At 37.0% G+C, this 15,885-nt stretch carries 16 protein-coding genes and 1 riboswitch; of the genes, 7 read left to right on the top strand and 9 right to left on the bottom strand.

What is annotated here, in order from left to right:
• Positions 1-3: 3 nt before the first annotated feature.
• Positions 4-735 (bottom strand): GTP cyclohydrolase II, encoded by a 732-nt coding sequence (locus MY533_RS05840; RefSeq protein ID WP_248718345.1) that lies wholly within the window; start codon positions 733-735, stop codon positions 4-6.
• Positions 736-995: 260 nt separating this feature from the next.
• On the opposite strand from MY533_RS05840, the gene MY533_RS05835 reads away from it, so the two are divergent.
• From MY533_RS05835 to MY533_RS05820, 4 genes are all read left to right on the top strand, one after another.
• On the top strand, positions 996-1,631 hold the full coding sequence (locus tag MY533_RS05835) for a GntR family transcriptional regulator (RefSeq protein WP_132363081.1): 636 nt from the start codon (positions 996-998) through the stop codon (positions 1,629-1,631).
• A 281-nt stretch (positions 1,632-1,912) separates the two neighbouring features.
• Positions 1,913-3,112: a quaternary amine ABC transporter ATP-binding protein gene (locus MY533_RS05830; RefSeq protein ID WP_132363083.1), complete on the top strand. Its 1,200-nt coding sequence runs from the start codon at positions 1,913-1,915 to the stop codon at positions 3,110-3,112.
• Positions 3,105-3,959: an ABC transporter permease gene (locus MY533_RS05825; RefSeq protein WP_248718344.1), complete on the top strand. Its 855-nt coding sequence runs from the start codon at positions 3,105-3,107 to the stop codon at positions 3,957-3,959. Before MY533_RS05830 ends, MY533_RS05825 begins: the two co-directional genes overlap by 8 nt.
• A gap of 106 nt (positions 3,960-4,065) precedes the next feature.
• Positions 4,066-4,941 carry a glycine betaine ABC transporter substrate-binding protein gene (locus tag MY533_RS05820; protein ID WP_248718343.1) on the top strand — a complete coding sequence of 292 codons (876 nt, stop codon included), beginning with the start codon at positions 4,066-4,068 and terminating at the stop codon, positions 4,939-4,941.
• A 199-nt stretch (positions 4,942-5,140) separates the two neighbouring features.
• Here the strand turns inward: MY533_RS05820 and MY533_RS05815 are convergent, their stop codons facing one another.
• The 3 genes from MY533_RS05815 to MY533_RS05805 all read right to left on the bottom strand — a co-directional run bounded on the left by MY533_RS05815 (position 5,141) and on the right by MY533_RS05805 (position 7,232).
• Entirely contained in the window at positions 5,141-5,455 is a 315-nt protein-coding gene (locus tag MY533_RS05815) for a DMT family transporter (protein WP_248718342.1), read from the bottom strand.
• On the bottom strand, positions 5,455-5,796 hold the full coding sequence (locus MY533_RS05810) for a DMT family transporter (RefSeq protein ID WP_248718341.1): 342 nt from the start codon (positions 5,794-5,796) through the stop codon (positions 5,455-5,457). The genes MY533_RS05815 and MY533_RS05810 overlap by 1 nt, the downstream gene beginning before the upstream one ends.
• A gap of 163 nt (positions 5,797-5,959) precedes the next feature.
• Positions 5,960-6,055: riboswitch (guanidine-I (ykkC/yxkD leader) on the bottom strand.
• Between the two features lie 31 nt (positions 6,056-6,086).
• Complete coding sequence (locus tag MY533_RS05805) at positions 6,087-7,232, bottom strand: PstS family phosphate ABC transporter substrate-binding protein (protein ID WP_248719155.1); 1,146 nt, start codon at positions 7,230-7,232, stop codon at positions 6,087-6,089.
• A 134-nt stretch (positions 7,233-7,366) separates the two neighbouring features.
• On the opposite strand from MY533_RS05805, the gene MY533_RS05800 reads away from it, so the two are divergent.
• The gene (locus MY533_RS05800) at positions 7,367-7,840 is read left to right on the top strand and encodes a YbaK/EbsC family protein (protein WP_248718340.1); all 474 of its coding nucleotides are present in this window, start codon (positions 7,367-7,369) and stop codon (positions 7,838-7,840) included.
• A gap of 50 nt (positions 7,841-7,890) precedes the next feature.
• Here MY533_RS05800 and MY533_RS05795 read toward each other — a convergent pair whose 3' ends face one another.
• From MY533_RS05795 to MY533_RS05785, 3 genes are all read right to left on the bottom strand, one after another.
• Positions 7,891-9,150 carry a glutathionylspermidine synthase family protein gene (locus MY533_RS05795; protein ID WP_248718339.1) on the bottom strand — a complete coding sequence of 420 codons (1,260 nt, stop codon included), beginning with the start codon at positions 9,148-9,150 and terminating at the stop codon, positions 7,891-7,893.
• A 14-nt stretch (positions 9,151-9,164) separates the two neighbouring features.
• The gene (locus MY533_RS05790; protein WP_248718338.1) at positions 9,165-9,854 is read right to left on the bottom strand and encodes a hypothetical protein; all 690 of its coding nucleotides are present in this window, start codon (positions 9,852-9,854) and stop codon (positions 9,165-9,167) included.
• A gap of 146 nt (positions 9,855-10,000) precedes the next feature.
• Entirely contained in the window at positions 10,001-11,047 is a 1,047-nt protein-coding gene (locus MY533_RS05785) for a DUF418 domain-containing protein (protein ID WP_248718337.1), read from the bottom strand.
• 217 nt (positions 11,048-11,264) lie between these two features.
• On the opposite strand from MY533_RS05785, the gene MY533_RS05780 reads away from it, so the two are divergent.
• Complete coding sequence (locus MY533_RS05780; RefSeq protein WP_248718336.1) at positions 11,265-11,528, top strand: Parvovirus coat protein VP1-like protein; 264 nt, start codon at positions 11,265-11,267, stop codon at positions 11,526-11,528.
• A 213-nt stretch (positions 11,529-11,741) separates the two neighbouring features.
• On the opposite strand, the gene MY533_RS05775 is transcribed toward MY533_RS05780, so the two are convergent.
• A complete protein-coding gene (locus MY533_RS05775) occupies positions 11,742-14,096 on the bottom strand; it encodes a M13-type metalloendopeptidase (RefSeq protein ID WP_248718335.1) in 2,355 nt (784 codons plus the stop codon).
• A gap of 262 nt (positions 14,097-14,358) precedes the next feature.
• The gene (locus MY533_RS05770) at positions 14,359-15,129 is read right to left on the bottom strand and encodes a GNAT family N-acetyltransferase (protein ID WP_248718334.1); all 771 of its coding nucleotides are present in this window, start codon (positions 15,127-15,129) and stop codon (positions 14,359-14,361) included.
• A 175-nt stretch (positions 15,130-15,304) separates the two neighbouring features.
• Here MY533_RS05770 and MY533_RS05765 point away from each other — a divergent pair, with 175 nt between their 5' ends.
• A complete protein-coding gene (locus tag MY533_RS05765) occupies positions 15,305-15,829 on the top strand; it encodes a GNAT family N-acetyltransferase (protein WP_248718333.1) in 525 nt (174 codons plus the stop codon).
• Positions 15,830-15,885: the final 56 nt, after the last annotated feature.

Raw genomic sequence — 15,885 nt, 5'->3', positions numbered from 1 at the left:
CACTCAGATCTCTTCGCGCAAATGTCCAGATTTCTCTACTTTCGTGTCTAAATAAAAACGATTTGTCTCCGTTAATCCTCCCCATAATGGTACATGTCCTTCTGCTGCTAAACCATGTGCCTGTAATGCGGCAAGCTTCTTCGGATTATTGGTAATGAGTGTAACTGGTTTCGAACGAAGTGCAGCTAACACAGTAATGGCATCTTCGTAAGAACGAGTATCATCTGGGAAGCCGAGAGCATGGTTTGCTTCAACCGTGTCTAACCCCTCTTCTTGTAATAAATAAGCAAGCGATTTCGAGAACAATCCAATGCCACGACCTTCATGATCAGCTAAGTAGAAAATAGCCCCACAACCATGCTCCACAATCATTTTCATCGATTCATGTAATTGATAACCACAGTCACAGCGTTGGCTTCCAAAAATATCACCTGTATGACAAATGCTATGCATGCGAATTAAAGCATCTTCAGCATGTGTAAAATCTCCATAAACAAGCACTGATGACTGTTGTAAAAAAGCTAAATTTGCAGATGCTAACCCATCAATAATTTCCTCTTTTGACTGATTCGCTCCTACTTTTAACCAGTTATACCATTGAAATGTCGCTGAAAATCCACCCTGTTTTACTGGTAATTTTACTGGACCAACTAGGCAAATACTTTCAGTTTCTGATTGCTTTACGATCGTCATTTTGTCTTTCACTATATCTAAAACTTTAGTAGTAATTGTCATATTTTCTCCAACCTTCTAATGTTAACAGCTAGCAAAACAAACTAACTGAGCACTTGTATTTTTATATAGCTTACATAACGTAACTTAGTTTATAATAATAACTAACGGCTGTCAAACTCCAGCTCTTACTCTATTAAAAAACAAAAAACTGCTATATTACGTTTTTATCATATACTACTAGCTTATGGAGATGCTATTTTTTCTGTGCAGGCTAGTCTATAATAAGCTGAGGGAACTGTAATGACGAAAGGAAGTTAAGAATGCAATTAGAAAAAAATGTGCAAGTGAAGCAGCCAAAATATCAACAAATAGCTGTCGACCTAGCCTCAAAAATCGTGGAAAGAAAGTATCGAATTGGCGATAAAATTTACGCAAGATCATCCCTAGCTAGTCAATACAATGTCTCCGCGGAAACTGCTAGAAGAGCAATTGCTGTTTTGCAAGACTTGGAAATTGTGGAGGCCACCAAAGGTAGTGGAGTTATCATCATCTCATATGAAAAGGCTGCACAGTTTGTTCGCCAATTCCATGATGTTCAATCAGTTCATGAGCTCCAACATGAGCTTATGTCTAGCATTCAGAAGCAGCACCAAGAATTAATAAATCTACAGGAAAAGACCAAACAACTGATTAGTCGAACTGAACATTTCCGTTCCGTCAATCCGTTTATTCCTTACCAATTAGAGATGACAGCTGAAAGCCCTTGTATCCACCAAACAGTACAGGAATTGAATTTTTGGCAAAATACATCTAGCACGATTGTCGGAATTCGTCGTAAAAATGAATTATTACTATCACCTGGTCCATATGTATCCTTAGAAGAAGAAGATATTATTTACTTTATCGGGAATGATGAAAGTTTCGCTCGAGTTCAGAGCTTTTTATACCCAAATTAAAATCCGCTTAAACGCTGATATAGCAGCGTTTAAGCGGATTTTTTCTATTTTGTCGATTTGACAGAAGTAACAACTTTTTGTTAGGGTTAGGTTGTTACTTGTTTATATTTGGGTATCATTATCCTCAAATAGTATTTATCTTTATTTAGTGAGTGTCTAAACGCCTACTAAAATAGAGGGACTCAGCCTAAAATGCCTCATCTAGTGGCAATTCATATGTGCGTAGTGAAGTAACAACTATTACGCCAAGGCGAAATTGATCTACGAAAGGAGTGGTTCTAGTGGAAAAAATAAAAGTGGAACATGTTTCTAAAGTTTTCGGGAAACATATTCCCCAAGCCTTAGAACTCGTCAAGCAACAAAAAAGCAAGACTGATATCTTAAAAGAAACAGGTGCAACAGTCGGTGTATACGATGCAAGTTTTACCGTAAATGAAGGTGAAATCTTCGTTATCATGGGATTATCAGGAAGTGGTAAGTCGACACTGATTCGACTTTTAAACCGTCTCATAGAGCCTACAAGCGGAAATATTTACATCGATGGAGAAAATATTTCTAAAATGGGCAAAGAGAGTTTACGTAAAGTAAGAAGAAACAAAATGAGTATGGTCTTTCAAAACTTCGGTTTATTCCCCCATCGTACACTTCTTCAAAACACAGAATACGGCCTTGAAATCAGAGGCATCTCAAAGGAAGAACGGCAAGCAAAAGCAGAGCAAGCTCTCGATAATGCAGGCTTACTTGCTTATAAGGACCAATATCCTAGTCAATTATCAGGCGGTATGCAGCAGCGTGTTGGATTAGCACGGGCACTTGCAAATGACCCTGAAATATTACTAATGGATGAGGCTTTTTCTGCACTCGATCCATTAATTCGAAAAGAAATGCAAGATGAGCTACTCGATTTACAAAGCACATTGAAAAAAACTATTTTATTTATCACCCACGATTTGAATGAAGCATTACGTATTGGTGATCGTATCGCCATTATGAAAGATGGCTCAATCATCCAAATTGGTACTGGGGAAGAAATTTTAACAAATCCTGCAAATGATTATGTTAAAACATTCGTAGAAGACGTCGATCGTTCTAAAGTATTAACTGCCGAAAATGCCATGGTTAGACCTGTATCTGTCAATGTAGATGTAGATGGACCGACCGTAGCACTTAAAAGAATGCGTGAAGAAACGGTTAGTTTATTAATGGCCGTTGACAAAAATCGACATTTAAAAGGCTATATTACAGCTGACGACGCACGGGCTGCAGCTAAAAGACAAGAACAAACGGTACATTCGATTGTTCAATCAGATATGTTAACCGTTCCACCAGATATGCTTTTACAAGATATATTAGGTTTGATTCATAATAGTCCTACTCCTATTGCGGTTGTAAAAGATGAGCGCTTGCTTGGTGTTCTTATCCGGGGCGTTGTCATCGAAGCACTTTCAACTAGCGATGAGGAGGCAATTGCAAATGAATAATTTATTAGACAATATTCCAGCAATACCAGTGGGACCATGGGTAGAATCAGTTATGGACTGGTTGACGAGTAATTTTTCAATGTTTTTTAACTTGATTCAAAAAAATGGAAAACTACTCATGAATCAGGTCACTGATTTATTAGTGAGCATTCCCCCGATTATTCTTATTTTACTTGTTGTTATTTTTGCCTTTTTCGTTACTGGTAAAAAATTTGGGCTCGCAACGTTTTCATTAATTGGTTTGTTATTTATTTACAATCAAGGCTTATGGACGCATCTTATGGAAACAACCACGCTCGTGCTCTTTTCAAGTATTATCTCAATCATATTAGGTATACCTCTTGGCATTCTTATGTCTAAGTCAACTGTAGCAGAAAATGTGATTAAGCCGATACTCGATTTCATGCAAACAATGCCTGGCTTCGTATACTTGATTCCTGCCGTTGCCTTCTTTGGTATCGGGATAGTCCCTGGTGTATTTGCATCCGTTATTTTTGCCTTACCACCAACTGTACGTATGACGAACCTAGGAATTCGCCAAGTACCAAAAGAATTAGTAGAAGCTGCGGATTCATATGGAAGTACCTCAAAGCAAAAACTATTTAAAGTAGAAATTCCGCTTGCCAAATCAACGATAATGGCAGGGATTAACCAAACAGTTATGCTATCACTGTCAATGGTTGTAACAGCCTCAATGATTGGTGCACCTGGTCTAGGACGTGAAGTATTAACTGCACTGCAACGTACACAGGTTGGTAATGGCTTTGTTGCAGGTTTAGGTCTTGTCATTTTCGCCATTGTTATAGACCGCCTAACGCAAAGTTTTAATAAGAAGAAAGCCGTATAGCAAAAGAGGAAATTTATTGACGAAAATCTTAGTTCTTCACTTTCACCGCTGAGATTTAAAAATTGTAGTTTGCTACAAAGCTATTGATATAGGAAAGGAAGATTTGATGAAACTAAAAACATTAACTAAATTAGGAATGGCTTTAGGGCTAGGCTTTTTGCTAGCCGCATGTAATGGTGAGGATTCAAGTAAGAGTAGTGGTAACTCTAAGGACGTCAATCTAGCCTACGTTGAATGGGATACTGAAATTGCTTCAACTAATGTAGTTGGTCAGGTACTAGAGGATTTAGGCTACAATGTAACATTAACACCACTTGATAATGCAATTATGTGGGAGGCTGTTTCAAAAGGTGAAGCAGATGGTATGGTCGCTGCATGGTTACCAAATACTCATGCCCCACAGTATGAAAAATATAAGAATGACCTTGATGAGCTAGGTGAAAACCTTACTGGTGCCAAAATAGGTCTAGTAGTACCAAGCTATATGAATGTTAACTCGATTGAAGATTTAAAAAATCAAGCAGATCAAACAATTACGGGTATTGAACCTGGTGCTGGGATTACAGCTGCTACTGAAAAGGCCTTAGATGAATATGATAACTTAGCAGGTTGGCAGTTATTAACTTCTTCATCTGGAGCTATGACCACTTCTCTTGCTAAAGCAATTAAAAATAAAGAAGACATTATCGTGACAGGCTGGTCTCCTCACTGGAAATTTGCTAAATATGATCTGAAATATTTAGATGATCCAAAAGGCGTTTATGGTGGCGAAGAAACGATTAACACATTCGCTCGTAAAGGTTTAAAAGAAGATCAACCAGATGTCTATTCTGTACTAGATAACTTCCACTGGACATCAGAAGACTTAGAGAGCGTTATGCTAGAAATTATGGATGGTAAAGACCCAAAACAAGCTGCTAAAGATTGGGTAGAAGCAAATGCAGACAAAGTTGCTGAATGGACGAAGGATGTAAAAAAATAATTTTCAAAAAGTGACGGACAACCGGAGAGGTTGTCTGTCTTTTTTTTATAGGCTCTTCCCGTCTTATTTGAAATTCAGCTCCATCTTGCTAACATTGCCGCAAAGGCTTTTTAATAAGAAATTAACGTTCTTTTGCGATCATAAACAAAAAGTCACCCCGCAACGATTAACTGTGCAAGATGACTATTTATGTTATTAGTTAGGATAATAACTTCAAAAATATCGCAGCTCCTAAAACAAGAGTAATGCAGACAATACGTCTCCAATCCTTAGATTCATTGAAAAACACCATACCGAGTAATGCACCACCCGCTGCTCCAATGCCAGTCCAAATGGCATATGCTGTACCCATCGGCAATGTTTCCATGGCATATGCAAGACCAGCAAAGCTCAAGGTAAATACAAAAATCAATAACACTAAGTTTTTTATACTTTTAGCATCATTATATTTACTAATCATATAAACACCCATCATCTCACATAGCCCCGCTACTACTAATGCAATCCATGCCATTATTCATTCACCACTTTCTCTTTAGGCTCCCCGGTCACTAGCTTTAAACCAACGACCCCTGCAAGTAAAACGACAATACATAAAATTTTGGCTAATTTCCATGGTTCTCCGAACAGTAAGCTATCAGCACACACAGTACCCGCTGTCCCCAAGCCTACGAATACTGCATAAACAGTGCCAACTGGTAAGCTTTCCCCAGCCTTAATTAATAAATAAAAACTAACAAAAATTGCAATCGCGGTACCAATCCATTCGAGTGCATTCCCTGCATGCTTTAAGCCAATAACCCAGCCGACTTCAAAAAAAGCAGCAATTACGACACTTAACCATTGTTTGTTCATTGCGAATTCCTCCATTTTATTGTTAAACACAAATGGATACTATTATTGGGCAGCTCTTTAAGAACGTTATTCTGACCTATCCGAGCAGTTCGGGGATCAAATTACAACGTCCCTTCAACAGTAGCCAAATAAAAAAAGCCTAAGGAACACTGCTGTAAACAGTATCTCCCAGGCTTTTATCCTTCCGTGTCACAAAATCAATTTGTGGTTTTCTCTCGGACCAGACTAGCTTTGCTACGGAACCCTAGAAAACTAACATATTTGATTGTGCTACTAGTATAGCAAACTATTCAATCATTTTCTACTCGTACATAACCGACTTTTTCAACTAGTGCTTGCCCCTCATCTGATACAATCCAGTCGATAAACTTCTTGACCTTAGGATTAGCTGTTCCTGCTGTTACAGCATAAAATTCAGATACGAGTGGGTATGTACCTTGACGAATATTTTCCTTTGTGGGCGCAATCCCATTAATGGACAATAATTTAATTTCGTGGTTATTTACCATTTCTGTTGAGTAAAATCTAAACGTGTAGCCAATGGCATTTTTATAATTACGATATTGTGATACCTCATGAATAATACCACCCATACCTGTTGCAACATTTTCAGCAGGTGCTTCCATGATTGGTGTATCTCCCATCATTCTTTCAAGTGCTGTTTGGCTTCCGCTATCTGCTGGGCGCTGAAAAGCACGAATTGCAGCATTTTCACCACCGACTTCATGCCAATTCATAATTTCCCCAGCGTAAATTTGTTTTAACTGCTCCAATGATAAATTTTCTACGCTATTCTTATGATTGACGAAAAAGACAAAAGCCTCTCGTCCAATGGGGGTCATGTCAAATGGTAGACCTTCCATCTCAGCTTGCCTCTTTTGTGATTCAGATGGCGCCGCTACAAAAATCAAATCAACATCTCCTGAAATCAAATTTTGATAAGCTTCAGGTGTACGACTCACCATTACTCTACTATTATCATATGGATAGTAACCCTTTGGATAGGTAGCTTCTACAAAGGCAGCATACAGTGGATACATCGCCGTCGCCCCATCTAAGCGAGGTAGTGCGTCAACTAATTGCAATGAAGCCTTTGTATCTGACTTTACTACTTTATTTTGCTCTATAAATGGTTGATAGACAGACACATCAATTTCTGCATCAACGGTTGGAATACTCATTTTGTAGTAATGTTGAATAGGCTTAATCGAGGCAATTAACAACGTAATGCCCATTAGCCCCGCTAACCATATTTTCCGTTTTGTCGTTGTCAACCAATCAAAAATTAAACAAATAAATAGGACAAATAAACATATCGGAACGGTTAAGAGTAGTCCACTAAAATGTAGCCCACCACTAATAATTAAATACAGCGCAACTACTCCTGTGAAAAATAATAACCCTATTAGGACAAAAAGAGACTGTAGCACTTTCATAATCAACGGCTCCACCTCCAAAAGAGTAATTTTAAACCATATTTATATAATAGGTTATTTCTGAAAAATAACACAACTATATATTCTGAAAATTATGTTAAAATAAAATGAAGTATTGTAAGGAGGTATTACATATGGCAATTGAAAAAGTACGTGAACATTTAGCACAATGGAATGTACAGCACAAAATACAGGAGCTAAACGAAAGCTCGGCGACCGTTGAACTAGCAGCACAGGCACTCGGCTGCGAGCCTGAACGCATTGCGAAATCCTTATCGTTTCTCGTGAACGATGGCGCAATACTAATTGTTGCAGCAGGCGATGCCAAAGTCGACAATGCAAAATTTAAAGCTGCCTTTGGTACAAAGGCAAAGATGCTTGGGAAAGATGAAGTTCTTGAAAAGATCGGGCACGATGTAGGTGGTGTTTGTCCTTTCGGTGTGAATGAGGGCGTTACTATTTATTTAGATGAATCACTCAAACGCTTCACAACGGTATTCCCTGCATGTGGTAGTCGCAACTCCGCCATTGAGCTTACAATTTCTGAATTAGAAACCTATACGCCTTATCAAGAATGGATAAACGTCTGCAAAGGTTGGAATGAGTAACAGGGCAGAAAAAGCGGCGAAACTTTATTAAAAGTCTCGCCGTTTTTTAGTTAAATTTCTTTCTTATATCCAACAGCTAACCAGTGAGAATCCCATTCTGTAATTTGATTACCTACTCTACAAGATAAGCCACATGCACGATTATCAGCGATAAATGAGCCGATTAACCATTTCTTTGTTTGTAATCCATCCTTAAGGTTTATCGTTATAGAGGGCATTTCCACATACTGCTGATAAATAAACAAATTATCATCATAATGGGTATACGCAGAAGCATTTGTTTTCGTACCATCCCCTGCATAGATTTCTACAGTATTCCCTTCCCGAGAATAGACAGGTTTCTTTACAAACGGTAAGTTTTCCTGTACAAATAGTTCTGCCGAAAGGTACGTTGGCAACATATATTTCTGAATAGCAGCTCGTTCTTCTGCATTAAAAAGAAGCGGATCATTTTTGCGTTCCCAAATTAACCATAATAAAATTTTCGATTGCAGTACATATGCAGCGGGTGCATTGATAATAGCAAGCTGTCCATCTTTTACGAGTTCCAGTAAATGTAGACCAATGCGATCACCATCGCAAGACATATCATCTATTAAAAACTCTACTGGATGTGCAGGACGATATAAAATATCAATTTTCTCCATGGCAGGTGTATAAAGGCCTCGAGCTATATGAGTAGTGTTACTAGAAAAAATGATTAGCTCTTGAATAGGAACATACTCCACATCAAAAGGTATACATTTCTTTAAAAACTGTACCTGACAATATTCCTCATAATCTTCCGCGGCCGTTTTCCCTGTAATGACGATTTTAGGTTTTTTCACATCATTTAAATAGTGCATAGCCGCAAAGAGTGCACCAGACAAGGTTTTATGTAATGCTGAAACATCATTTGGACTATCAAATCCTAAATGCTGACAAAGCGCTTCATTGATCTCAAAGGTTTCTTGGACAAGAAATGGCGTTTCACCATTTAATTCAAGACATTTTATTTGTCCGTCCTCTGTACAAATAAAATCGAAGCGAGCCAGTATCGATTGTTGCTGTAAATAATCTAATTGAATGTATGGTAGCATTTCAGAACGAATGCCTAGTGCTAAAAGTTGTTCATCCGATAAATGCTTAAATTGTTTCCCAACCTTTAAAAATATTTTCCAAAGTATAGTAGATGCATAGTTAATTTCATCGATTTTCTCTTTGGGTAAATCTAGTACATCGTACAAGGCATACTCAAGATCCTCAAAGTCAGGAAAGAAATTAGGAAATTGAGAATAAAATGCTTGGCGTTGTTGAAAATATTTGTCCATATTGATTGCTCCTTTTAAGAAGATGAAGAGCCACCTCGAGAGGCACCACCTGAGCCAAAGCCTGATTTCCCTGTGCTAGATGACGAGTGATTTGAATAAGAATTAGAACTATTCGTCGATGAATTTGAACTATTTGAGTATGAACGCTTGCCACTCGAATAAGACTTGGAACCGCTTGTATTTGAATTTGAGCTATTTGTTGTTGAGTTATTTGAGCTACTAGATGTTGTACCGGACGGATTTTGAGAGCCATTCGTCGTAATCCCATTAGAATTCGCATTTTTACTTTCGCTCGTATTGCTATAATTCGTTCGTGGTACTGCTGAACTACCACCTTTATCCTCTCTGTCTGTCCCATTTCTTAAATTGCGACTTTTATAAATAGCACTTCCTATCATAGCTCCAGTAGTTGCATACATAAGTCCATTGAAGAAATGATGTGCATAATGCGGTGAATTTTCATCTAAACATTCGAACGAACCATCATCACTTTCTTTCCATTTCTTACATGAATTTGCCATGTCACTGTCATAGACACTTTGTAAACCATTCCCTGTTGAAGAATTATTTTCTTCCGTTGTATTATCTGTAGTGGCAGTAGACTCTTTGACGGTCTGAGTTTCTGTGTTCCCGCACGCAGCTAATTGCATAGCCATAAATGACGCTGTTGTGACTGTTATGTATTTTTTCATTTGTTTTGCCATATCCTATTTCTCCTTTATGTCGATATCTCTTTTACGGATGTCTACTGCTTTAGGTTTCATTTTTACAAATTCATACATTATCATAGCACTAAAAACTCCCTGGCGGATTGGAATCATTTACCGCAAGGGAGTTTTGCATAAATCGTTTACTTATTCGGCACTGTTTTTCTACCATATGTCATAAAGCGCCATACCTTCTCAAATGGCCCCATTTTAAAGAATTTGAACCAGATGACACTGAAGATAATTTGAATGACAAAAATTAAGATAGCAATGATTACTACATCAGAAGGTGAAACAACTTCAAGCCCCATTAATGACATAATAGCTAAACCAATAAAGCTTTGAGCTAAATAGTTTGTAAATGCCATCTGACCTACTCGCCCAATTGGCTTAAGAAACTTCACGATGCTTTTATTCTCCAACATAATAAATAGACAAGTTAAATAAAAATAAGTTGTCGGAATTACCCCTAAACCAATAATCAATTGTAGATTTGGATCTTCCCCTTGAGCAGCAAACCAAATCCAAAGAGAGATGCCAACAAAGAGTGGGAATGTCACAAATTGTAGCCACTTTATTTGTTTTGAGTATTCACTAATATGACTAATCCAATCAGCTTTTGCTGCTAAAAAACCAGTTAAAAACATGATAAAAATAGTAACGGCATCATTTCCTAATATCCCAAAAACAGTTGATAAGGCTCCTTGATTTGGCATAAATAGTTGTCCAAGAATGCTAAGGACATGAACGGTAACGATAGCAAATAGCCATTTACTAATTGTTGAAACCTTTGCATTATAGAAAGGAATTAGTAAAAAACCTATTACTGCATAGATAGCGAGGATTGAACCCCAAAAAATAAACACATGGACAATACCAATTAATAATAAAGCAAGTAAACGTCTGGCAAAACGCCATCTTGGCTTATCGCCACGCGCTTCTGCACGTGAAGTAAAAATGTAAAAACCTACACCAAAGAGGAATGAAAAAATGGAAAAGAATTTCTTTTCAATAAAAATATCAATGAGCGTATCAATAATGCCGTTAATTCCACTATAGTCAGGCATCGGTCCTCCCTCTACTAGCATCTGGTAGGCCGCTACATTTATAAATAGGATGCCAAATAACGCTAGCCCCCGAATAATATCTAAGGAAACGATTCTTTCTTTTTGAGTAACGGATGAATTCATGCTTAAAACTCCTTCTCTTTCATACTTTACTGAACTATGGCTATCATAACCTCTCATCCTTACAGTAGTTTTTTGAAAAGCTTACAGGAACCTTACATTTATAGATTTGTCTCATCAGTTGATACTTTTTCTCTTACATTAGTTTTTAATCCCCTTCTAGATGCGAAAATTTCATATTTTATAGTAATCATTATTTTTTTATAAAGGAGAATAGCTGATGTACAGACACCGCACATTTGGTTTTTGCTACCCGGGTTATAAATACTGTGGACCTGGGTGTTCAGGACCAGGTAGACCTATCAATGCCGTAGATTCATGCTGCAAATTACATGACGAATGTTATGGTCGATATGGTAGATCAAAATATTGCGATGAAATGTTCCAAAATTGCTTACGACCACAAATGAACGCCAATACTAAAATGGCTAGGGATGCTAAATTGTTTTACAATATCTTCGAAGCGCGTAATCGGTTCTTTTAAACAATATAGAATGCTCATAATAGGCTGAAACGATTTTCACACATTATATGGATTGAAATAAAAAGGAGGATAGAAGAGCTAAATAATATCGCTCTTTCTATCCTCATTTTTATAAACATATTGACTACAACAACTAATTTGTACGTTAATTCAACTCACCAGGTTATACAGTGATGTAAAAACTATTGGAATTAACTCTATCTCCTCTAATTTTCACCAGATAGAAACTCGATCTTCTGGAGCTACGTACATGCCATCTCCAAGCTTAATTCCATAGGTATCATAGAATTGCTGGAAGTTCACAATCGTGCGGTTTACTCTAATTTTAGCAGCTGAATGTATATCGTTTTTGCTTAGAATCGCTGCAAATTCTTTTGTAGTTGTGGATTTCCATATTTTCGCATTGCTTTCGAAATAGGCTTTATAATCCGGATTATTCATTTGAGATACAACTTGCAGGGAAGCTGCCATCCCACCTAAATCAGCGACATTCTCGCTTAGTGTAAGCTGACCGTCGCTCAACACCCCTGGAATAATCTCAATTCCATTATAGAACTCAATCAGTTTCTGGTTTTTCTCTGTGAATTTCTTAAAGTCCTCTTCTGTCCACCAGTTATTTGCATTTCCATTTTCGTCGTATGCTGATCCGTTGTTATCAAATGCATGGCTGATTTCATGGCCAATGACCATGCCAATGGCACCATAGTTCGCTTCAGGTTTAGCATTAATATCATAGAAAGGCGCTTGGAGAATACCCGCAGGGAAAGTAATTTCGTTATTAAAAGTATTGTAGAAAGCATTTACGGTATATACACTCGTTGTCCATTTCGTTCTGTCCACCGATTTTCCTAGCTTAGCTTTCATGTCATCTCTGTAGGCTTTGTTTACTGTGACGGTATTAGAGAATAGTGAACCGCCTTCGTCATATGTCTTGATAGCTACTTTATCTAATGTCGTATCCCACTTATCTGGATAACCGATCTTAACAATCATCGTATCCAGCTTTTTAATGGCTTTAGCTTTTGTAGTTTCTGACATCCAATCAAGAGATTTGATTCTTTCCTCATACGTAGCAATTAACTTCTCTACCATTTGCTCAACATCTTTTTTAGCTTCTGATGAAAAATGTTTCTCGGCAAACATTTGCTCCAAATATCCGCCCATTGAGCCTGTTGTCTTAGCTACTGCGATTTCTTTAGCTGTTTTTTCACCTGTAACGCCTAATAACGTTGCGTCAAACTCAATAGCAGCTTCTCTGAATTCATCTGACAATGAACCGCTTGTTGCCATAAGCAATTGCACTTTAGAATAAGCTTTTAGTACGTTAAGATTAGTTTCAGTCAAGAGATCCGCGCCTTTTTGCGCCAGCTTCACATCGGTTACGATCACTTTATCAGCACTGTCGACTTTCATCGATTTCAAGACTTGTTTCATATCAATTGTTTTGAACATGTCATCGAATTGTTTGATTGTATACGGATTATAGTATTTATTGACGTCGCCTATTTCATGCGGTTCAAGTGATACGGAAGCTAAGCTTTTCTCCATATCATATACTTTTTCGGCATGTGCATTGGCAGCTGACTTTTCCTCGCCCGATGCTACAAGAAGTCTGGATATATATTGAATATAGGCTTCTTTCGCTTTCGAGTCTTCCGTTACAAAGCTGTTCTTATCCAGACCAGTAGTTAATCCAGAATAATACAAAGCGTTTTCACTGCTGTTCTTTGCATCATTCATAATTATAAAGTTGAATAACGAGGTTAGACCCAATTCTTTTTCCAAGATAAGATCTGCTTGTACGAGTTCATCAAGCGTTTTAGCCCCGTCAATGGCCTTTACATATTTTTGAATGGGCTCAATCCCTTGTTTATTTCTATTTTTTGAATCTAACGCTGTCGTATAGAAGTCGGCAATTTTTTGTTCTTTTGTTCCTTCTTCGAACTGTTTACCAGCGAGCTCATCTATTATTTTTTCAATTTTATCGTTATTTTGCTTGTACAGCTCGGGGAAGACGCCGCCCATGATTTCTCCTGCCGGAATTGTCGATTCATTTAACCATTCCTTATTGATTGCTTCATAAAAATCGTCATTTAAATGGGAGCCTTTGAGCGTCCAAATTCTAGCAATAATATTTTGGAACTCATCGATTGTAATAGTGTCATTTGCGCCTAATGTGCCGTCGGGGTTGCCCGTCAGTACGCCTGCTTTCGCCAATTTATCGATATCTTTCTTAGCCCAAGTGGGTACATCTGTAAACTTGACGTCAAATGTTCCACTGCGCAGATCATTTCCTACGGGCTTTGGCAATTCGCCGAACGCCCTGCTCAACATGACTAAAGCCTCTATCTTCTTAGCAGGTTCATTCTCTCTTAAATCTCCGTTTTTAGAGCCTTGTATAAGGGCTTCTTTTTTAATTCCTGGTTGATAAGCGTCTGCTGCCATCAACAAGGTTTTAACGATCTCTCCTCTTGTCGCTGGTGGCGACTTTTCATCAGCATACACCGATACGCTAACTGATAGAACCATAATTATGGACATCAGTAAGGATAAAAACTTCTTTTTCATCTTGGAGCTCCTCTATAGTAGAATTGTATAAATAAAGATAAATGGATAAAATTTAGAATTTATACCATTCGTAAACCATTGTAGTCGATTTTTTTCAGTTTGAAAATATGTTAAGAAGCTTTTTCATTTTCACACTTAAACAAACTGAGGAAGATAACCCTACTAGGAGTAACAATCAATACATATAATGAATTCACTATTTAAAATAGCTTTAGCCTTGGCTTTTATAAAATATTTTTTCACTGTAAGCATTTTTTATGTATTAAGACTTTATATAAATTACATATTTTTGCGGATTACTAAAGCCAAGCTTAGTTCCTAAATGATAAGAAGCTTGGTTATGACTATCACAATCCCAACAAGGCTGTATATCATTGAAAATACAATAATCAATAAATTTCTCTGCAATGAAGCTTGCTAATCCATTACCTCTATAATTCGGATCAGTAACTATATCAATCTCTGCAAATTGCTGCGATTTAAAAATAGAAACCGCTTCACTAATAATCTTATCCCCATGCTGCAGACAAAAACCAAAGCCGTTTTCAAGAAAATTATTAGTAGAATCCCAGTATTCCTCATAATATTGATTGTCGAATTCTAAACAATGCTCAATTTGAGGTTGCTTGATTTTCATAAATTCGTAGTCAGACAGCTCTCGTTTTTCTCTATCATTATAAGCATTTATAGCAAAGGTAAACGTGTATCTTTCTAGCTTTTTTACATGACCATTTAAACGTTGTTCAATCTTCGTGTTCCAATCGTCTGCGTAAGAAAATAATGTGAAACGTTTACTTTGTTCAATAGATTTTTGTAGTAAACATTCAAGTTTATTGACGATTTGCTCGCTGGACGAATCGCCATAAACATAGCATATTCCTGATTTGGTTTGAAATAGTAGTGAATGGAAGCTATCATTGCCGGTATAGACAGAGCCTTCTATTACCTGATCTAGTATGCTATAGACAAACGTTGGTGCATTTTTTATTGTTTCTTTAATAATCGAATAATTCTCGGCTGTAACCTTGATCATTATCATTTCCCCTATTCTTTTGATAGATCTACATACATTATATCGTTTAAGGAAATTATTGGGGTAAATATTATTGTTATTGTATAATGGGTACATAAAATTTGAAGGGACTGAATTATGCGCAGATAGCAATATTTTTCATCCAGAATTCATTAATAACTTGGAGGTAAAAGTATTGATAGAACAAATTTACACAAAAAGATTATATTTAAGAAAAATGGAAATGGCTGATGCTCATCGTTTATTTAAAATTTGGTCAGACCCGGAAGTTACAAAATTTATGAATATCACTAATTTTACGCATGAAGAACAAGCGAATGACATGATTAAGCTTTTTGATGAATTAGCTGAAGAGCGCAAAGCTATTCGCTTAACCATTATCGAGAAGGAATCAAATAAGATAATCGGCTCTTGTGGATTCAATGCATTTGACGAAGCTAACGCCTCAGCAGAAATCGGCTATGATCTTGCTAAAGCTTATTGGGGAAAAGGCTATGCGCCAGAAAGCATTTCGGCTTTAATTGATTATGCTTTCACCACTTTAAACATAAATAGAATCGAAGCAAAAATTGAGCCTGGTAATATAAATTCTATAAAAGTAGTAGAGAAATTGAATTTTACTTTTGAAGGGACATTTCAGGAAAAAGAAGATTCAAAAGAATCTTTTTATGACATTAATGTTTATTCTTTATTAAAATAAATTTCTATTATTTGTACTTCTTAGCCAAAACAGAGTATAGAGACCGTCAGAAAAGA

Source organism: Lysinibacillus sp. Ag94 (genome assembly GCF_023242215.1).
GTDB lineage: Bacteria > Bacillota > Bacilli > Bacillales_A > Planococcaceae > Lysinibacillus.
The sequence above is the reverse complement of the archived record's forward strand: the minus strand, read 5'-3'. Positions and strand labels throughout refer to the sequence as shown.

What these genes read in the sequence shown, in the direction of transcription:
- MY533_RS05840 (WP_248718345.1), bottom strand. Translation starts at nt 735, where the DNA reads ATGACAATTACTACTAAAGTTTTAGATATAGTGAAAGACAAAATGACG.
- MY533_RS05835 (WP_132363081.1), top strand. Translation starts at nt 996, where the DNA reads ATGCAATTAGAAAAAAATGTGCAAGTGAAGCAGCCAAAATATCAACAA.
- MY533_RS05825 (WP_248718344.1), top strand. Translation starts at nt 3,105, where the DNA reads ATGAATAATTTATTAGACAATATTCCAGCAATACCAGTGGGACCATGG.
- MY533_RS05820 (WP_248718343.1), top strand. Translation starts at nt 4,066, where the DNA reads ATGAAACTAAAAACATTAACTAAATTAGGAATGGCTTTAGGGCTAGGC.
- MY533_RS05815 (WP_248718342.1), bottom strand. Translation starts at nt 5,455, where the DNA reads ATGGCATGGATTGCATTAGTAGTAGCGGGGCTATGTGAGATGATGGGT.
- MY533_RS05810 (WP_248718341.1), bottom strand. Translation starts at nt 5,796, where the DNA reads ATGAACAAACAATGGTTAAGTGTCGTAATTGCTGCTTTTTTTGAAGTC.
- MY533_RS05805 (WP_248719155.1), bottom strand. Translation starts at nt 7,232, where the DNA reads ATGAAAGTGCTACAGTCTCTTTTTGTCCTAATAGGGTTATTATTTTTC.
- MY533_RS05800 (WP_248718340.1), top strand. Translation starts at nt 7,367, where the DNA reads ATGGCAATTGAAAAAGTACGTGAACATTTAGCACAATGGAATGTACAG.
- MY533_RS05795 (WP_248718339.1), bottom strand. Translation starts at nt 9,150, where the DNA reads ATGGACAAATATTTTCAACAACGCCAAGCATTTTATTCTCAATTTCCT.
- MY533_RS05790 (WP_248718338.1), bottom strand. Translation starts at nt 9,854, where the DNA reads ATGGCAAAACAAATGAAAAAATACATAACAGTCACAACAGCGTCATTT.
- MY533_RS05785 (WP_248718337.1), bottom strand. Translation starts at nt 11,047, where the DNA reads ATGAATTCATCCGTTACTCAAAAAGAAAGAATCGTTTCCTTAGATATT.
- MY533_RS05780 (WP_248718336.1), top strand. Translation starts at nt 11,265, where the DNA reads ATGTACAGACACCGCACATTTGGTTTTTGCTACCCGGGTTATAAATAC.
- MY533_RS05775 (WP_248718335.1), bottom strand. Translation starts at nt 14,096, where the DNA reads ATGAAAAAGAAGTTTTTATCCTTACTGATGTCCATAATTATGGTTCTA.
- MY533_RS05770 (WP_248718334.1), bottom strand. Translation starts at nt 15,129, where the DNA reads ATGATCAAGGTTACAGCCGAGAATTATTCGATTATTAAAGAAACAATA.